Annotated in this window: 15 protein-coding genes; 5 read left to right on the top strand and 10 right to left on the bottom strand. The window is 65.7% G+C overall.

Annotated elements, in window-relative coordinates; all coding sequences use genetic code 11:
- Position 1: 1 nt before the first annotated feature.
- Together AC1RKI_RS23265 and AC1RKI_RS23260 are read right to left on the bottom strand one after the other, a co-directional pair.
- Entirely contained in the window at positions 2 to 1027 is a 1026-nt protein-coding gene (locus AC1RKI_RS23265; protein WP_492797294.1) for an L-idonate 5-dehydrogenase, read from the bottom strand.
- Positions 1027 to 1851 carry a FadR/GntR family transcriptional regulator gene (locus AC1RKI_RS23260; RefSeq protein ID WP_492797296.1) on the bottom strand — a complete coding sequence of 275 codons (825 nt, stop codon included), beginning with the start codon at positions 1849 to 1851 and terminating at the stop codon, positions 1027 to 1029. Before AC1RKI_RS23260 ends, AC1RKI_RS23265 begins: the two co-directional genes overlap by 1 nt.
- 348 nt (positions 1852 to 2199) lie before the next feature.
- On the opposite strand from AC1RKI_RS23260, the gene AC1RKI_RS23255 reads away from it, so the two are divergent.
- Complete coding sequence (locus tag AC1RKI_RS23255) at positions 2200 to 2730, top strand: RcnB family protein (protein WP_233473805.1); 531 nt, start codon at positions 2200 to 2202, stop codon at positions 2728 to 2730.
- A 117-nt stretch (positions 2731 to 2847) separates the two neighbouring features.
- Here AC1RKI_RS23255 and prmB read toward each other — a convergent pair whose 3' ends face one another.
- The 7 genes from prmB to AC1RKI_RS23220 form a co-directional block, all read right to left on the bottom strand.
- Positions 2848 to 3741: a 50S ribosomal protein L3 N(5)-glutamine methyltransferase gene (gene prmB / locus AC1RKI_RS23250; protein WP_061959433.1), complete on the bottom strand. Its 894-nt coding sequence runs from the start codon at positions 3739 to 3741 to the stop codon at positions 2848 to 2850.
- Positions 3742 to 3761: 20 nt separating this feature from the next.
- Positions 3762 to 4913 (bottom strand): succinyl-diaminopimelate desuccinylase, encoded by a 1152-nt coding sequence (dapE, locus tag AC1RKI_RS23245; protein ID WP_061959432.1) that lies wholly within the window; start codon positions 4911 to 4913, stop codon positions 3762 to 3764.
- A gap of 23 nt (positions 4914 to 4936) precedes the next feature.
- Positions 4937 to 5284, bottom strand: coding sequence for an arsenate reductase (locus tag AC1RKI_RS23240; RefSeq protein WP_227459369.1), 348 nt, complete (start codon positions 5282 to 5284; stop codon positions 4937 to 4939).
- 38 nt (positions 5285 to 5322) lie between these two features.
- Entirely contained in the window at positions 5323 to 5682 is a 360-nt protein-coding gene (locus tag AC1RKI_RS23235) for a hypothetical protein (protein ID WP_223505753.1), read from the bottom strand.
- A gap of 85 nt (positions 5683 to 5767) precedes the next feature.
- Complete coding sequence (gene dapD, locus AC1RKI_RS23230; protein ID WP_061959429.1) at positions 5768 to 6595, bottom strand: 2,3,4,5-tetrahydropyridine-2,6-dicarboxylate N-succinyltransferase; 828 nt, start codon at positions 6593 to 6595, stop codon at positions 5768 to 5770.
- 98 nt (positions 6596 to 6693) lie between these two features.
- Positions 6694 to 7893, bottom strand: coding sequence for a succinyldiaminopimelate transaminase (dapC, locus tag AC1RKI_RS23225; RefSeq protein WP_150979221.1), 1200 nt, complete (start codon positions 7891 to 7893; stop codon positions 6694 to 6696).
- Between the two features lie 112 nt (positions 7894 to 8005).
- On the bottom strand, positions 8006 to 8845 hold the full coding sequence (locus AC1RKI_RS23220) for a ferritin-like domain-containing protein (protein WP_492797300.1): 840 nt from the start codon (positions 8843 to 8845) through the stop codon (positions 8006 to 8008).
- Positions 8846 to 9306: 461 nt separating this feature from the next.
- On the opposite strand from AC1RKI_RS23220, the gene smc reads away from it, so the two are divergent.
- The 4 genes from smc to def are packed head-to-tail and all read left to right on the top strand — an operon-like array spanning position 9307 to position 16892.
- A complete protein-coding gene (smc, locus tag AC1RKI_RS23215) occupies positions 9307 to 12822 on the top strand; it encodes a chromosome segregation protein SMC (RefSeq protein WP_492797302.1) in 3516 nt (1171 codons plus the stop codon).
- 1 nt (position 12823) lies between these two features.
- Complete coding sequence (locus AC1RKI_RS23210) at positions 12824 to 14194, top strand: cell division protein ZipA C-terminal FtsZ-binding domain-containing protein (protein WP_492797304.1); 1371 nt, start codon at positions 12824 to 12826, stop codon at positions 14192 to 14194.
- Positions 14195 to 14208: 14 nt separating this feature from the next.
- Positions 14209 to 16362 (top strand): NAD-dependent DNA ligase LigA, encoded by a 2154-nt coding sequence (ligA, locus tag AC1RKI_RS23205; protein ID WP_492797306.1) that lies wholly within the window; start codon positions 14209 to 14211, stop codon positions 16360 to 16362.
- A complete protein-coding gene (gene def, locus AC1RKI_RS23200) occupies positions 16359 to 16892 on the top strand; it encodes a peptide deformylase (protein WP_404991090.1) in 534 nt (177 codons plus the stop codon). Before ligA ends, def begins: the two co-directional genes overlap by 4 nt.
- On the opposite strand, the gene AC1RKI_RS23195 is transcribed toward def, so the two are convergent.
- Positions 16880 to 18379 carry an MFS transporter gene (locus tag AC1RKI_RS23195; protein ID WP_492797309.1) on the bottom strand — a complete coding sequence of 500 codons (1500 nt, stop codon included), beginning with the start codon at positions 18377 to 18379 and terminating at the stop codon, positions 16880 to 16882. The two genes, def and AC1RKI_RS23195, sit on opposite strands and share 13 nt — an antisense overlap.
- Between the last annotated feature and the right edge of the window lie 82 nt (positions 18380 to 18461).

Below are 18461 nucleotides of genomic sequence, written 5' to 3'. Positions count from 1 at the left end.
CTCAGCCAGTCAACTGCACCTTGGTACTGCGGGATTTGTCGGCCGCCAGATGGAAGGCGTCCACGGCCTGCGCCAGCGGCAGTTGTGCCGACAGCAGCGGGCGTACATCGAGCCGCCGGCTGGTCAGATAGCGCACCGACCAGTCGAACTCGCGGCCAAAACGGAAGGCGCCGACGTAGTCGAGTTCGCGCGCCATGATGTCGTTGGCCGGAAAACGCAGGCCTTCGGCCGGCAGCGTGCCGACCTGGACGATGCGCCCGCCGCGGCGCGTGGCAGCCAGGCAGGTGCCAAGCGCGGCCGCGCTGCCCGCGGCTTCGAGGCTGACGTCGGCAATATCGCGCAGTGCGTTGGGACTGACCTGCGATGTCTGGATGGTTTCGTCGGCGCCGACCGCGCGTGCCACATCGAGCGGACGCTGGGCGATATCGCACACCACGATGCGCGCCGCGCCTGCGAGGCGCGCCGCCATCACCGTCAGGCTGCCGATAGTGCCGCCGCCGGTTACGAGCACGGTCTTGCCGAGTAGTTCGCCCGCGCGATTGACGCCATGCAGCGCCACCGACAATGGTTCCGCGAAGGCAAGCTCGCCCAGCGAGATGTCGGCGTCCACAGGCGTGAGCTGTTGCTCGTGCATCAGGAAGTGCTGGCGGAACATGCCCTGCACATGCGGATAGATGCTGGCGCTGCCCAGGAAGCGCATGTTGCGGCAAAGGTTGTCGCGCCCGGTGCGGCAGTAATCGCATTGGCCGCATGCGTGCGACGGATTGATGGCGACCTTGACGCCGGGCGCGACGCGCGTCACGGCGCCACCCACGGCTTCGACAATGCCCGACGCCTCATGCCCTGGCGTCAGCGGCTCCTTGATCACAAATGCGCCCACCTTGCCGTGGAAGTAGTAATGCAGGTCCGATCCGCAAATACCGGCGGCGCCCAGGCGAACCAGCACCTCGTGCGGGCCGGGCGCGACGGGGACGACATCGCTGAAGCGCAGGTCTTCGCTGGCGTGGATATGGCAGGTCAGGGACATCACGATTCCTCGCTGAGCGTGTTGGCGCCGACATCGGCCTTCGCGGATTTCCTGCGCCGCTGGCGTGCCGGAGACGTCGGGCCGGCTGGCGCTGATGGCGCGGGTTGCGTCGCGCCGTCGGCATGGCCGGGCCACGCGGCGTAGAAACGGTTGTGCGATTGTTCGAGGTGATCGCACATTGCGGCGCGCGCCGCGTCCGGCGAGCCCGACGCGATTGCGGCGATCACGGCGCGATGCTCGGCGATGGCGGCGGACCAGCTTTCCGCGTTCTCGAAATGGCTGCCGAACTGCGCGAACAGCGGGTTGTGCCGTTCGTCGAACAGCTCGGCTACCAGCCGCGACAGCACGGCGTTCTCGGAAACTTCCGTGATGCGCAGGTGGAACAGGCGATCGCCGCGCACGGGAATATTGCCCCCGGCGGCCTCTTCTTCCATCATGGCCACCGATGCGGCCAGCGCATCGAGCAGCGCGGGCGTGCACTGGCGCGCGGCGTTAGCGGCCATTTCGCCCTCGATGGTCTGGCGCGCGCGGATGACATCCAAAGGCGGCTCGGCCACCACGCTGCCGGCGGGCGTGGCGAGCGGCGCGGGGTCCGCGGCGCAGGCGTAGATGCCGGAGCCCATCCGCACTTCGACCAGCCCTTCCACTTCCAGCGCGATCAACGCCTCGCGCACCGATGGGCGTGACACACCAAGTTGCGCCGCCAGGTCGCGCTCGGGCGGCAGGCGCGACCCCACCGGAAACTCGCCGCCTTCGATCAGCCGTCGCAACTGGTCGGCAATCTGGCGGTACAGGCGACGCGGTTCGATCTGCTGAAGCGGCATGGGGTTTCCCGGGCGAGCAGCGGACAAATGGTCAAGCGGTCTGACCAATTTCTAGGAAACTTTCAGCATGGCCGCAAGAAGAAGATGTGCCGCGCCGCAGCACGGTCGCGGAAATTGCTACACACGATACTGGCCGAATCTGCGTGCGCCAGCATTCGGGAACGGGCACGCGGACTTGCGCCGATTTCACCGCGGTGGCCCAAGTACCTGAATCGATTGGCAAAAAACGTCATTGTTCGGACGATTTCCGCATATCTGACAATGCGGGCCCCGCAATTGCTACTAAGCTTGGTTGGGGCTGTCCGGTTCGCGGGCAGTCTGCCGTGTTCCATCTGTGAGGAGATCACGATGAAAACGAAGACGTTAATACCCGCCGTCATGGTCGCCGCCGGTCTGCTGACCATGCCGTTCGCGCAGGCGCAGCAGCAACAGCCGATGCAGGGCCAGATGCAACCGATGCCGGGCCAGAACCAGCCGTCGGGCCCGACCCCGATGCCGTCGCCCGGACAGGCTGGCGCGATGCCACCGTCGGCCACGCCGATGCCGCCGGCACGTGGCGGCACCCCGCCACGCGGCATGGCGCCATCGCGCCCCGGATCGATGCAGCAGGGCATGGAGCCCGGTATGCAGCAAGGGATGCAATCCGGCAGCAGCGGCAGCATGCCGATGGGCGCGCAATCGCCGTATACGCCGCAGAAATGGAGCAAGGGGCAAAAGCTGCCCACCGAGTTCCGTGACCGGCAATACGTGATCGACAAGTACAAGGACTACAACCTGCCCGCGCCGAAGAAGGGTTATCACTGGGTGGGGGTTGGCGCCGACTACTACCAGGTGTCGTCCAACGGCACGATCTACTCGGTCGGCCCTGGCGGCATGTGACGCGCCATTGCGCGCGCCTTGCCAAACGAAAACGCGCCATGATCACTCATGGCGCGTTTTATTGGGCGACCGGATGTTTCGCCTGCGCCGGCGCGCGCAGGGGGCGATCCGCTCCGCTCAGTCGGGCAATGCGTCGTACGTGACCAGGAACACCTGATCGTCGCCGGCACTGACCGACAGCCACACGATATCGAGCTCCGGGAACGCAGCCTGCACGTTGGCGTGTTCATTGCCGATTTCCACCACCAGCACGCCGCCCGGATTCAGGCGCTTTTTCGCCCCGGCAACGATACGGCGGACGATGTCCATGCCGTCGTCACCGCCAGCCAGCGCGATGCGCGGCTCGGCCAGGTATTCGGCCGGCAGGTCGCGCATCGACTGCTCGTTCACATAGGGCGGATTGGTCAGGATCACGTCGTACGTGGCGCCCGACGGCAGCGGCGCGTAGAGATCGCCCTGATAGAGCGCGATGCGATCCTCCATCTTGTAGTCGGCCACATTGCGGCGCGCCACGGCGAGCGCATCGGACGAGATATCGACGGCATCGACATGCGCATTGGGCCAGACGTGCGCGGCGATGATCGGCAAGCAGCCAGACCCCGTGCACAGCTCCAGTACCGGGCCAATCTCCTCGACGTCGCCAAGCCACGGCTGCAGACCGTCCTGCAGCAATTCGCCGATAAAGCTGCGTGGCACGATCACGCGGGAATCGACGTAGAAGCGCAAGCCGTGCATGAACGCTTCATGCGTGATGTAGGCGGCCGGCACGCGTTCGGTGACGCGACGGTCGATCACCTTCAGCACCGCATCGATTTCTTCGGGCAGCAGTCGTGCATCGAGAAACGGATCGAGCGTATCGAGCGGCAGGCTCAACGTATGCAGCACCAGATAGGCCGCTTCGTCGTAGGCGTTGGCGCTGCCATGGCCAAACGACAGCTTGGCGGCAGTAAAGCGCGACACCGCCAGGCGCAGCAGGTCGCGGACGGTTTGCAGAGGGGATGGGGTAGGCATGGCGGGTGTCGCTCCAGCGATCAGGCGATCAGGCGTTCGAGCACGCCACGATAGACATTCTTCAGCGGCTCGATAAAGCGCACTTCCACGTGTTCGTCGATCTTGTGGATGCTGGCGTTGGGCGGGCCGAACTCGATCACCTGCGGGCAGATCCTGGCGATGAAACGGCCGTCGGACGTGCCGCCCGTGGTCGACAGCTCGGTGGTGACGCCGGTTTCCGCCGCGATGGCAGCGGCCATCGCTTCGGAGAGATCGCCGCGCGGCGTCAGGAACGGTTCTCCGCCGAGCGTCCAGTCCAGCGTGTACTGCAGGCCGTGCTGGTCGAGAATCGCATGCACGCGTGACTTCAGGCCGTCGGGCGTGCTGGCCGTCGAGAAGCGGAAATTGAAATCGATCGTGACGTGGCCCGGAATCACGTTGGTGGCGCCGGTACCGGCGTGGATGTTCGACATCTGCCAGGTGGTCGGCGGGAAATACTCGTTGCCCTGGTCCCAGGTTTCGTTCACGAGCGCGGTCAGCGCGGGCGCGGCCAGATGGATCGGGTTGCGCGCCAGGTGCGGGTAGGCAATGTGGCCTTGCACGCCCTGGATCGTCAGCTTGCCCGACAGCGAGCCGCGCCGGCCGTTCTTGACCATGTCGCCCAGCGTGTCGACCGACGTGGGCTCGCCCACCACGCAGTAGTCGAGGCGTTCTCCGCGCGCCTGCAGCGCCTCCACCACCTTCACCGTGCCGTCATGCGCAGGACCTTCCTCGTCGCTGGTGATCAGGAAAGCGATCGAGCCGGCGTGGTCGGGATGGCTGGCGATGAACTCCTCGCACGCCACCACGAAGCCGGCAATCGACGTCTTCATGTCGGCGGCGCCGCGGCCGTAGAGCTTGCCGTCGCGGTGCGTCGGCTCGAACGGATCGGACGACCATTGCTCGATTGGGCCGGTGGGCACCACGTCGGTGTGTCCGGCGAACGCCAGCAGCTTGCCGGCGGCGCCTTGCGTGCCGCGCTTGACCGCCCAAAGGTTGGTCACACGGAAGCTGTCAGGGCCACTGACGATGTTTTCGCAGGTAAAGCCAAGCGCGGACAGGCGCGCCTGCAGCACGGCCTGGCAGCCTTCGTCGGCGGGGGTGACCGAGCGGCGGCGCATCAGGTCTTCGGTCAGGGCAAGGGTCGGATTCATGGGGCAGGGTGGAGCAAGAAACGTCAGAACAGCGCGGCGTAGGCGTCGGCGGAGAACCCGACGCTGACCTGGCCGTCGCGGTCCAGCACGGGGCGCTTGATCAGCGAAGGGCTGGCCTGCATCAGTGCGATCGCGCCGGCCTCGCTTTCGGCCTTTGCCTTGTCGGCATCGGACAGCGCGCGATAGGTGGTGCCCTTCTTGTTGAGCAGCGTGGCCAGCGGTACGTGCCTGAGCCACGCGCGAAGCATCTTTTCGTCGACGCCTTGCTTCTTGAAATCGTGGAACGTGAATGCCACGCCGTTCGCATCCAGCCACGTGCGGGCCTTCTTGACGGTGTCGCAATTGGGAATGCCGTAAAGCAGGACGGTCATGATGGTGGTGCGGGTCGGCGGCCTGGCGAGGGGCCGGGTTAGCGGAAAAGCAGGTTGAGGGCGATCACCAGTCCGCCCAGGCCGAGCGCCACGCCAGCCATGGCCACGGCGGTCATCAGCCGCAGGCGCCGGTCCAGGCGCGCGGCCTCGCGGCGCAGCGCCTCGATCGTGATGGCATGCTGTTCGGCCAGCATCTTGACCGACTCGGCCTGCTGCACGGCCGCCGCCTCCAGCTCCGCGATGCGGACGGCCGGGTCGCGCGGCTCCGTTGCGTCAGGCTGCGCGCCATCGTCCCGGCGCTTGCCTTTCTTGAGCTTCTCGATGGTCTTGTTGGCCTGTTCGAGAATGGTCGGCAGCAGGGAGAGCACGGTACTGACAGTGGCGGGATCGAGGGCCATGAGTCGCTTGCGAAGGGATGGCATCGGCGGGACTTCCAGCCGCCGGGGATGGCCCGGCGGCGATTGCGTCAACCGGCTGGCGGGATCAGTCGCCGCGCAGCAGGTCGTTCAGGCTGGTCTTGGCGCGGGTTTGCGCGTCGACCTTCTTCACGATCACGGCGCAGTACAGGCTGTACTTGCCATCCTTGGACGGCAGGTTGCCCGCCACCACCACCGAGCCAGCCGGCACGCGGCCATAGTGGATCTCGCCGGTTTCGCGGTCGTAGATCTTGGTCGACTGGCCCAGGTACACGCCCATCGAGATCACCGAGTTTTCTTCGATGATCACGCCTTCCACCACCTCCGAACGCGCGCCGATGAAGCAGTTGTCCTCGATGATGACCGGGTTGGCCTGCAGCGGCTCCAGCACGCCGCCGATGCCGACGCCGCCGGACAGGTGCACGTTCTTGCCGATCTGCGCGCACGAACCGACCGTGGCCCAGGTGTCGACCATGGTGCCTTCATCGACATAGGCGCCGATGTTCACGTACGACGGCATCAGCACCGCATTGCGCGCGATGAACGAACCGCGGCGCGCCACGGCGGGCGGCACCACGCGGAAGCCCGCGCGTGCAAAGTCTTCCTGGCTCCAGTTGGCAAACTTGGTCGGCACCTTGTCGTAGAACTGGGCGAAACCGCCGGCGCTCATTGGCGCGTTGTCTTCCAGGCGGAACGACAGCAGCACGGCCTTCTTGACCCACTGGTTGACGATCCAGTCGGCGCCTTGCTTCTCGGCCACGCGCAGCGTGCCGGCATCCAGCTGCGAAATCACGTTGGCGACCGCTTCGCGGATATCGTTCGGGGCGGACTTCGGCGACAGGCTGGTGCGGTCTTCCCAGGCCTGGTCGATCAGGGCTTGCAGAGCTTGCGTCATGGCGAGTTTCTCAGTGTTGATTTGTGTAGGAGATGCGGCGTCGGGACATGCGCCCCGGCGCCTGGGCGTTCAGTAAAGCAATCGGTGCGCGGGCCGGGTCAGCCAAGCGATTTGCAGAATTCGACAATCCGGCGCGCGCCTTCCAGGCATTCGTCGGGCGTGGCCACCAGCGCCATGCGTACGCGCTGTGTGCCGGGATTCACGCCGTGCGCGTCGCGTGCCAGGTAGCTGCCCGGCAGCACCGCGACGTTCTGTTCGGCCAGCAGCCGCACCGCGAACTCGGTGTCGCTCAGGCCGGTGCGCGAGACGTCGGCCCAGAGATAGAAGGCGGCATCGGGCATTTGCACGTCGAGCACTTCGGCGAGCATCGGCGTGACCTGGGCGAACTTGCGCACGTACGCCGCGCGGTTTTCGCGCACATGCGCCTCGTCGTTCCACGCCGCCACACTGGCCGCCTGCACCGCGGGATTGAGCGCCGCGCCGTGATAGGTACGGTATAGCAGGAATTTCTTGAGGATTGCCGCGTCGCCGGCGACAAAGCCGGAGCGCAGGCCCGGCACGTTCGAGCGCTTGGACAGGCTCGAGAACATCACCAGCCGCTCGAACCCGCGGCCCAGACGGTGGGCGGCTTCGAGCGCGCCCAGCGGCGGCGTGGCCTCGTCGAAATAGATTTCCGAATAGCACTCGTCGGAGGCGATCACGAAACCATAGCGGTCCGACAGCTCGAACAGTTGCTTCCAGTCTTCGAGCGACAGCACTGCGCCGGTCGGATTGCCCGGCGAGCACACATAGAGCAATTGCACGTTGGGCCAGACATCGGCGCCGATCTGGTCGAACGCCGGCGCGAAATTGCGCGCCGGATCGCTGTTGGCGAACACCGGGCGCGCGCCGGCCAGCAGGGCCGCGCCTTCGTAGATCTGGTAGAACGGATTGGGGCAAAGCACCAGCGGATCGGGCTTGCTGGCGTCGATCACGGTCTGGGCGAACGCGAACAGCGCTTCGCGCGAGCCGCTGACCGGCAGTACCTCGGTGGCCGCATCGACTTTCGGCAGGCGATAGCGGCGCTCCAGCCAGCCCGCGATGGTCTGGCGCAGCGCATCGGTGCCGGCGGTGGCCGGATACACGGCCAGGCCCGACAGCGACGCGGTCATGGCGTCCTTGATGAACTGGGGTGTCGGATGCTTGGGCTCGCCGATGCCAAAGCTGATGGCAGGCTTGTCGGCGGGTTTCACGTCGGCCACCAGCACGCGCAGTTTCTCGAAGGGATAGGTCTGGAGCAGGTCGAGGCGCGGATTCACGGTGGCTGGCGGCGGGGCGGTTGAAACGCAGCATTATAAAGGAATGCCGCGTATCGCCCCTACCTGCGGAATCCGCGCAAAAAGGCACGCCCCGGGCGGGGCGCGGCGGATGTCAATACAACATCACGCGCGACACCATGGCGACGATCGGCCGCCGTACAAAACTTTCGAATCGGGCGTGCAGGTGCAGCGGCCGCAGCAGCATCTTGACCGTCATTTCGAGCGGAAGATGGCGGCGCACCACGGCGCTGCAGCGCGAATTGAGCGCGCGGACCTCGTGCTCGGATACGTCCTCGCGGTCCTGCTCGATGCGCAGCACGTTGCGCAACGCAATCTCGGCGTCTTCGTTCTTGATTTCCAGCAGGCGCCGCGCCAGCGCCGCCAGCACCCGCGTGCGCCCCAGCCGCTCGCGGTCGGCAAGCGCATTGAAATGGCGGAAGAAATGCTTGTAGTGGCGGACTTCGTCATTGGCGATGCGGCGCGTCAGGTCGCGCAGCACCGGCTCGTCGGTGGCCTGCTCGAGTGCGCGGTAATACGTCGCGGTGCCGGTTTCCACCACGCAGCGCGCCGCCATTTCCAACGCCTGCGAGCGCTCGAAATTGTCGATCGAACAGGTCTTGCTGTATTCCTCGAAGAAGCGCTGGTAGCCGCGCTCCCAATTGAATTCGGGCCAGACGTGCGCGACGTAGTGGCGCAGGGCGCGTCCGTGCTGCAGTTCCTCGCTTTCCCAATGGTCGGACAGCCATTCGGCGGCGTCGGGCACATCGGCGTAGTACTGGGCGAGATTGCCTGCGTAGGTGTCGGAGCCGCTTTCGATGAACGACGCCGCGGTCAGCAGGTAGAACAGGGTGCGATCGTCCCGCACCTTGGCGATATCGATGGACGAGTAGTCGATGTCCGAAATCGACCACGGGAGATCAGCGGAAACTGGCGCCGATGATGGTGCGGTCATGCTGGGTCCTCCAGGCTGCTGTACCGATTGCAATCAGGCTTCAGACTGGCCGCTCGGGTTGGCGGACAGTGTTTGTCGAGGCCGAGCGGCGGGGAGAGCGCTTCCCGTAGAGGGCCTCCGGGATCACGCAGGCATTTGCAGAGACTAGCACTAACCCTAGGAAGTTTCCGTTGGATTTAGTGCGATGACGTTTTCATGAAACAGTTTTACGGACTAGAAAATACTTGCAGCAACTCATGCAAGTTGCGAATGTAAAAAGGTTTTTCGTAGCGCCAGGCAGCGTGTTCATGATGCGCGCAACGGTCGAGAAAGCGTCCGGAGGGGCGATTGGCGATGGTATGATTACCGCCAATCTCACGGGCTCCGGGAGTGATTTGCGGCGCTGGCGTCACGTCCGGCCGCGGACTCTGGCATCGGCCCGGCCTTTCCATTTCTCGTATCGCCCAAACCACACGACAACCGTGCGACTGTCCTCGATCAAGCTGGCGGGCTTCAAGTCCTTCGTCGATCCCACCAATTTTCAAGTGCCCGGCCAATTGGTCGGCATCGTAGGTCCCAACGGCTGCGGTAAATCCAACATTATCGATGCGGTGCGTTGGGTGCTTGGTGAGTCACGCGCGTCTGAGTTGCGTGGCGAATCCATGCAGGATGTGATTTTCAACGGCTCCACCGCGCGCAAGCCCGCGGGGCGCGCCAGCGTGGAGCTGGTGTTCGACAACGCCGAAGGCCGCGCGGCCGGCCAGTGGAGCCAGTACGCCGAAGTGGCCGTCAAGCGCGTGCTCACGCGCGACGGCACGTCCTCGTACTACATCAACAATCAGGCCGTGCGACGCAAGGACATCCAGGACATCTTCCTGGGCACGGGCCTTGGGCCACGCGCCTACGCGATCATCGGGCAGGGCATGATCTCGCGGATCATCGAGGCCAAGCCCGACGACATGCGGATCTTCCTCGAAGAAGCCGCCGGCGTGTCGAAGTACAAGGAACGCCGCCGCGAAACCGAAAATCGCCTCGGTGACACGCGCGAAAACCTGACCCGCGTGGAAGACATCCTGCGCGAACTGGGCAACAACCTCGAAAAGCTCGAAGGCCAGGCCGAAGTGGCGCAGCGCTTCAAGCAGTTGCAAGCCGAAGGCGAAGAAAAGCAGCACCTGCTGTGGCTGTTGCGCAAGCGCGAGGCGCAGGCCGAGCAGGAACGCCATGCACGCGCCATCGAGCAGGCCCAGATCGACCTCGAAGCCCAGACCGCGCAGCTGCGCCATGTCGAAGCGGAGCTCGAAACGATGCGCGCGGCGCACTACGCGGCGTCCGATGGCATGCACGCGGCGCAGGGCGCGCTGTACGAGGCCAACGCCGAAGTCAGCAAGCTCGAGGCCGAAATCCGCTACGTGGTGGAGTCGCGCAACCGTCTGCAGGCACAGATCGCGGCCCTGAGCGCGCAGCGCGAACAGTGGCAGGGCAAGGCCGACCAGGCCAGCGAAGAGCTGGCGCAGGCCGAGGAAAACCTGGCGCTGGCCGAGGCCCGCACCATCGAGGCGCAGGAAACCGTCGCACAGAAGAGCGATGAGCTGCCGACGCTGGAAGCGCAGTGGCGCGATGCGCAGACCATGCTCAACGACCAGCGTGGCGGCATCATGCAGGCCGAGCAGGCGCTCAAGCTGGAAGCCGCGCAGCAACGCAACGCCAATCAGCTGCTGCAGCAGCTGGAGCAGCGCAAGGAACGTCTGCAGGGCGAGGAAAAGAGCCTGGACCGCCCGGACGAAGTGCGCCTGGAAGAATTGCGCGTCGACCTGGCCGAGCAGGAGGCCATGCTCGAGGAAGCGCAGGCCGTGCTGATGGATTGCGAGGAAGCGGTGCCGCGCCTGGACGCCGAGCGCCGCGCCGCGCAGGAGCGCGTGCAGAGCGAAGCCGGTGCGATCGCGGCGCTGGACGCACGCCTCGCCGCGCTGCGTCAGCTTCAGGAAAACGTGCAGACCGATGGCAAGGTGCAGCCGTGGCTCGAGCGCCATGGTCTGGCAGAACTGCCGCGGCTCTGGAAAAAGGTACACATCGAACCGGGCTGGGAAAACGCGCTCGAATCGGTGCTGCGCGAAAAACTCGCCGCGCTGGAAGTTTCCAACCTGGACTGGGTCAAGGCGTTCCTGTCGGATGCGCCGCCGGCCAAGCTCGCGTTCTACACGCCGCCGGCCGCCGCGCGTCCGGTGGAGACCCCGGCGGGCTTGCGTCCGCTGATGTCGCTGCTGCAGATCACCGAGCCCGGCATCCGCGCCGTCATGCAGGATTGGCTGGCCGATGTCTACACGGCCACCGACATGGCGCAGGCGCTGGCCGCGCGCCAGTCGCTGCCCGAAGGCGCGCAGTTCGTGGTCGCCGATGGCCATCTGATCGGCCGCAATGCGATCCAGATCTATGCCGCCGATTCCGAGCAGGCCGGCATGCTGGCGCGCGAGCAGGAGATCGAGAACCTGCAGAAGCAGTCGCGCGCGCAGAATCTGCTGGCCGATGAGGCCAAGTCGGCATCGGTGCGCGCCGAAGCGGCGTACACGCATGCGGCCACGGCGCTGATCGATGCGCGTGCGCGCGCCGAACAGGCTACGCGCCGCGTGCATGCGCTGCAGATGGATGTGCTCAAGCTGTCGCAGGCGATGGAGCGTTTTTCCGCGCGCAGCGGACAGATCCGCGAGGAACTGGCCGAAATCGATGCGCAGATCGATGAGCAGCGCGCCATCCGCGCCGAGTCCGAGGCCGCGTTCGAGCAGCACGACGCGCAACTGGCCGAGCTGCAGGCGTCGCATGAAGACCAGCAGATGGCCTTCGATGCGATGGATGCCAAGCTGGCCGGCGCCCGTCAGCAATTGCGCGATCTGGAGCGCGCCGCGCAGGAAGCGCTGTTTGCCGAGCGCAACCTGGCCGGACGCATCGACGAATTGCGCCGCAATATCCAGATGGCCGGCGATCAGAGCGAACGCATCGCGGAATCGCTCGAAAACGCGCGCGCGGAACTCGAGACCATCAACGAGCAGACCGCCAATACCGGGCTGCAGGAAGCGCTCGAGATCCGCGCCGAAAAGGAGCAGAAGCTGTCCGCCGCGCGCATCGAACTCGATGCGCTGTCGGCGCAACTGCGCCAGTTCGATGAACAGCGGCTGGCCGCCGAGCGCAGCCTGCAGCCGCTGCGCGACCGCATCACCGAATGCCAGCTCAAGGAACAGGCGGCGCGCCTGAACCAGGAGCAATTCACCGAGCAACTGGCCACGGCCGAAGTGGACGAGGCCGCGCTGGCCGAAAAACTGACGGCGGACCTCAAGCCGTCGTACCTGCAGGGCGAAGTCACGCGCCTGAACAACGCCATCAACGCCTTGGGACCGGTCAACATGGCCGCGCTGGACGAACTCGCCGCCGCGCGCGAGCGCAAGACTTTCCTCGACGCGCAGTCGGCCGACCTGACGGACGCCATCAACACGCTGGAAGACGCCATCGCCAAGATCGACCAGGAAACGCGCGCGCTGCTGCAAGGCACGTTCGATCAGGTCAATCATCACTTTGGCGAGTTGTTCCCGTCGCTGTTCGGCGGCGGGCAGGCGCGCCTAATCATGACTGGCGAGGAAATTCTCGACGCCGGCGTGCAGGTCATGGCGCAGCCGCCGGGCAAGAAGAATTCGACGATCCACCTGCTGTCCGGCGGCGAAAAGGCGCTGACGGCAATTGCACTGGTGTTTGCGATGTTCCAGCTCAATCCGGCGCCGTTCTGCTTGCTCGACGAGGTCGATGCGCCGCTGGACGACGCCAATACCGAGCGCTACGCCAATATGGTGGCGCGCATGTCGGACAAGACCCAGTTCGTATTTATTTCCCATAACAAGATTGCGATGGAGATGGCCCATCAACTGATTGGCGTGACGATGCAGGAACAGGGTGTTTCGCGCATCGTGGCGGTGGACATGGATGCAGCCGTATCGATGGCGGAGGCCGCTTAAGATGGAACTGCAAAACGCACTGATCATCGCGGGGGTTGTATTGCTGCTGTTGCTGGTGGCCTATAACCGCTGGCAGATTCACAAGGCGCGCCGCGTGCGCCCGCTGATGCCCGAGGATGACCTGCCGCCGATGCGCGAGCCGGTGGTCGGCAAGACCACGCAGCCCGAGACGCAGGCGAGGCTCAAGGAAGCGCCGCCCGAACACGTATCGCGCCGCGAGCCCACGCTGGGTCAGGCCGGCAAGGGTATGCAGCCGGAACGCGACGATCCGGCCGATGTCGCCACGGCGACCGTGGCCGCGCACGCCGCCGCTGGTTCGGCCGATGCCGACGAGATCGTGGCCGACGAGGTGGCGGTAGCCGCCGGGCACGCCGAAGCCGGTGCAGCCGCGCAAGCGGATGCGCATGCGGACACACGTCAGGACGCCCATTCCGAGGCCCATTCGGAAACTCACGCGGACAGCCGCGCCGAAGCGCACGCGCAGGCCAGCGGACAGCCAAGCGCCAAGGCCGAGCCCGCGGTGCCGGACGGCCAGCCCACGCCCGCCTTGATCGATCCGCTGATCGACTGCATCGTGCCGATGCATCTCGAACGCAAGGCCTCGGGGGACCGGATCCTGCCGTTGACGGGCCGCCTGCGCCGCGCCGGAACCAAGCAGGTGCACATCGAAGGCCTGCGCGCGGAAACCAACGCCTGGGAAGCCGTGACGGCCGGCCATCAATACGAAGACCTGCAAGTGGCGGTGCAACTGGCCAATCGCAGCGGTCCGCTCAACGCGCTGGAATTCTCCGAGTTCGTCAACGCCGTGGAGGCGCTCGCCGAATCGCTCGATGCGTCGGCCGATCTGCCCGACATGACCGAAACCGTGGCCAACGCGCGCGAGCTGGACGGCTTTGCCGCAGGGGCCGATGTGCAGCTTGGCGTCAATGTCATCTCGGACGGCGCGCCGTGGTCCGCCGCCTATGTGCAGACCGTGGCCACGCAGGACGGCCTCGTGCTGTCGCGCGACGGCACGCGTTTCATCCGCTACGAACCCGATGCCGACGGCGTGCAGAAGCCGCTGTTTACGCTGCAGTTCGGCGACACCAATTTCCTGCGCGATGACCTGACGCTCAACGCGGGCCGCCAGATCACGCTGTTGCTGGACGTGCCGCAGGCGCCGCAGGAAATCAAGCCGTTCAAGACGGTTTGCGAATACGGCTACAGCCTCGCGCAACGCATGGGCGCGCAACTGGTCGACGACAATATGCGTCCGCTCACCGAGGCGTCGTTCGTGGCGATCTTCACCCAGCTCGAAAAACTCTACGACAAGCTGGAAGCCCGTGGCATGCCAGCCGGATCCCCGGTGGCCGTTCGCCTGTTCAGCCTGTAGCAGGAGTCCGTCCCATGACTGCCAAGACCCCAGGCGCGCCGGCTCCGGCCGTGGCGCCCGCCGGCGCTTTGCCCGCCGATGCGACGCCGGCGCAGCGCGTGCAATGGCTGCGCGCCGAAATCGAGCGCCATAGCCATCAGTATTACGTGCTCGATGCGCCGACGATTCCCGATGCCGAATACGACGCGATGTTCAGCGAGCTGCAGGCGCTGGAGACCGAACACCCCGATCTGCTGACCGACGATTCACCCACGCAACGGGTCGGTGGGGCGCCGTTGTCGGCATTCGACACCGTGCGTCACCGTGTGCCGATGCTGTCGCTGAACAACGGCTTCGAAGACGAGGACGTAATCAATTTCGACAGGCGCTGTGCGCAGGGGCTGGGCCGCGCGCCCGCCGCCGCAGCACCCGCGGACGATCTGTTCGGCGCGGCCGATGCCGCCGACAACGCGGTCGAGTATTCGTGCGAACTGAAGTTCGACGGCCTGGCGATGTCGTTGCGCTACGAGGACGGCAAGCTGGTGCAGGCCGCGACGCGTGGCGATGGCGAGACCGGCGAGGACGTGACCGCCAATGTGCGCACGATCAAGGCCATTCCGCTGAAGCTGCGCGGCAAGGCGCCAGCGGTGCTGGAAGTCCGCGGCGAAGTGTTCATGTATCGCGCCGAATTCGACAAGCTCAACGCGCGCCAGGCCGAGGCGGACGAGAAAACGTTCGTCAACCCACGCAATGCTGCGGCGGGCAGTCTGCGCCAGCTCGATCCGCGCATCACGGCCAAGCGTCCGCTGTCGTTCTTTGCCTATGGGCTCGGTGAACTGCAGGGCGCCGACCGGCCGCCGACGCACAGCGTAATGCTCGACGGGTTTGCCGCAATGGGTCTGCCCGTTTGCGACGAGCGCCGCGTGGTGCGGGGCGCGCAAGGATTGTTGTCGTTTTACCGCGATATCGGTCAGCGGCGCGATCAGTTGCCCTACGACATCGACGGCGTGGTCTACAAGGTCAACGCGATTCCCGAGCAGGAGCAACTGGGCTTTGTCTCGCGCGCGCCGCGGTTTGCGCTGGCGCACAAGTTTCCAGCCCAGGAAATGACCACCACAGTCGAGGATATCGAGGTGCAGGTGGGCCGCACCGGCGCAATCACGCCGGTCGCGCGGCTGGCGCCGGTGTTTGTCGGCGGCGTGACGGTGACCAACGCCACGCTGCACAACGAAGACGAAATCCGCCGCAAGGACGTGCATATCGGCGATACCGTCATCGTGCGCCGCGCGGGCGATGTGATCCCCGAAGTTGTGGCGGTGGTGCTGGAGCGGCGTCCCGCCGACGCGCGGGCGTTTGTCATGCCCACGGCGTGCCCGGTATGCGGATCTCATGTCGAAAAGCTCGAAGGCGAGGCCGTGGCGCGCTGCACGGGCGGACTGATCTGCGCGGCGCAACGCAAGCAGGCGCTGCTGCATTTTGCGCAGCGCCGCGCCATGGATATCGAAGGCCTGGGCGACAAGGTGGTGGAACAACTGGTTGACCAGGGCATCGTGCGCACGCCGGCCGACCTATACAAACTCGGCGTGGCCAAGCTGGCGGCGCTCGATCGTATGGCCGACAAGTCGGCCGCCAACCTCGTGCAGGCGATCGACGCTTCGCGCGAAACCACGCTGAATCGCTTTATTTTTGCGCTCGGCATCCGACACGTGGGCGAAGCCACGGCAAAGGATCTGGCCAAGCATTTCGGCAAGCTCGACAACCTGCTGGCCGCCGACGAAGCCGCCTTGCTGGAAGTCAACGATGTGGGGCCCGTGGTGGCGCAGTCGATCGCGAACTTCCTGGCCGAGGCCCACAACGTCGAGGTGATCGAACAGCTGCGCGCCGCCGGCGTACACTGGCCGGAATCCGAGCCCGCCGCGCGCGTGCCGCTGCCATTGGCGGGCAAGACAATCGTCCTGACCGGCACCTTGCCGACGATGTCGCGCGAGGACGCCAAGGAAAGGCTCGAAGCGGCCGGCGCTAAGGTGGCCGGATCGGTCTCGAAGAAAACCGACTATGTCGTGGCGGGCGCCGAGGCCGGCAGCAAGCTCGAGCGGGCGCAGGCGCTTGGCGTGCCGGTACTCGACGAGGACGGCATGTTGAAACTGCTGGCCGATTCCGCTGCAGTGCAAACCGGAGACGCGCAATGATTCGCGAGATTCTCAAGATGGGCGATCCGCGGCTGTTGCAGAAGGCGCGGCCCGTGACGCACTTCAATACGCCCGAGTTGCGGGTGCTGATCGACGACATGTTCGACACGATGGAACATGCCAACGGCGCCGGGCTTGCCGCGCCGCAGATCGGCGTGGACCTGCAGGTGGTGATTTTCGGCTTCGACCGTAATCCGCGTTATCCGGACGCGCCCACCGTGCCGAAGACGGTACTGATCAACCCGGTGCTCGAACCGCTGTCCGACGACATGGAGGAGGGCTGGGAAGGGTGCCTGTCGGTGCCCGGCATGCGCGGCGTAGTGCCGCGTCATGTCAGCCTGCGCTATTCGGGATTCGACCTGTTGGGCAATCCGATCGACCGCGTGGCCGAGGGGTTCCACGCGCGCGTGGTACAGCACGAGTGCGACCATTTGATCGGCGTGCTGTATCCGATGCGGATCCAGGACTTCACGCGCTTTGGCTTTACGGAAGTGCTGTTCCCGGAGTTGCCGGCCAACTACGACGACTGAGCCGGGGCGGCGGCGCAGCGCGCCTGCACCGGTTGGCCGTGGCGCGTGTGATAAACCAGCGCCGCGGCCACCAGGATCGTCATCACGCACAGTTCCGCGCCCAGGCTGGCCAACGTGGCGTCGAGATAGCCGCCGCCATGATGGAGCGACTGGGCGAATACCGAGCCCAACAGCGCGGAGCCCAATCCCAGCGCAGCCTGCTGCACCGTTGCCAGTGCGGCACTGCCCGCACCGGCGTGTTCGGGCGGAATATCCGCCAGACCGATGCGGTAGAAGCAGCCCACCACCATCGCATTGCCCACGCCAATCAGCATGGTCGGCGCCGCCAGGTTCAGCAGGTCCGGATGCGGCCAGACATGGCGCAGCGTCCAGGCCAGCGCCGCCATACCGGCCATCTGGATCAGGCAACCGCACACCAGCACGCGCGTGCGGCCCAGCCAATTCACGATGCGCGGACTCTGCAAGGCGGTGACCGAAAACGCCAAGCCCAGCGGAATGAACGCGTTGCCAGCCATGGTCGGCGTCATGCCGCCGCCGCCCTGCAACGCCAGCGCCAGAACGAACATGAAACCGCTCCAGCACGCATAGAACAGGATCGCCACGATAAAGCCGAAGCGCACGCTCGGCAGCCGTACCAGCGAAGGCGGCAGCAGGGGGTGGGCGCCGCGCCGCTCCTGGCGCAGTTCAACGCGCCACAGCCATAGCGTAAGCGGTGCGGCGGACATCAGCACCGCCAGCAACGGCCACGACCAGTGGAACATCGGCCCCATCGAAATGGGCAGCAGAATCGCCAGGATGATGATGGCCAGCAGCGTGGTACCGGGCACGTCGACGCCGGCTGCATTGTCGCGGCGCGTTTCCGGAATCACGCGCGGCGAAAGCGCGAGAATCGCCGCGCAGACGGGCAGGTTGATCAGGAAGGCGTTGCGCCAGCCGAGCCCGCCAATGTCGGCGTCGACCAGGAAACCGCCCAGCACCTGCCCGATGATGAACGCGATGCCGCCCACCGACGCAAACAGAGCAAGCGCACGCGCGTGCGACGCACCACGCAGGCCGACGTGGATCGTCGCCAGGATTTGTGGCACCAACAGCGCGGCCGCCGCGCCTTGCAGCAGCCGCGCACCGAGCAGCATCGGCATCGATCCGGCCACGCCGCATAGCAGCGAGGCGATGCCAAACAGCAGCACTCCCAGATTGAAGATCCGGCGCCTGCCGAAGTTGTCGCCAAGCCGCCCGCCCATCGCCAGACAGACGGCGAAGGCCACGCCATAGACGGCCACCAGCAGTTCCAGCTCGGTCGCACTGGCATGCAGGCCGTGCTCGATGGGATGCAGTGCGACGTTGACGATGGAGAAATCGATCTGCGGCAACAGTTGTCCGGCCAGCAGCACGTAGAGACCGCCGGGGCCAAGCGTCGGCGTGGCGGTAGTCGATGCTGGCGTGGCAGCCGGCGTTGCAGTGGAAACGGTAGCGGGTGGGGTGCGCATGGAGGACCTCGACAAAGCTTGAGGTCCGGAGTATGGTCACCCATCCAGACTGGTACAAGAGTCCAGTTAGACTGGTATAAAA

The organism is Cupriavidus sp. GW822-FHT06G04, assembly GCF_058799075.1.
This window is presented reverse-complemented; position numbering and strand designations above follow the sequence as displayed.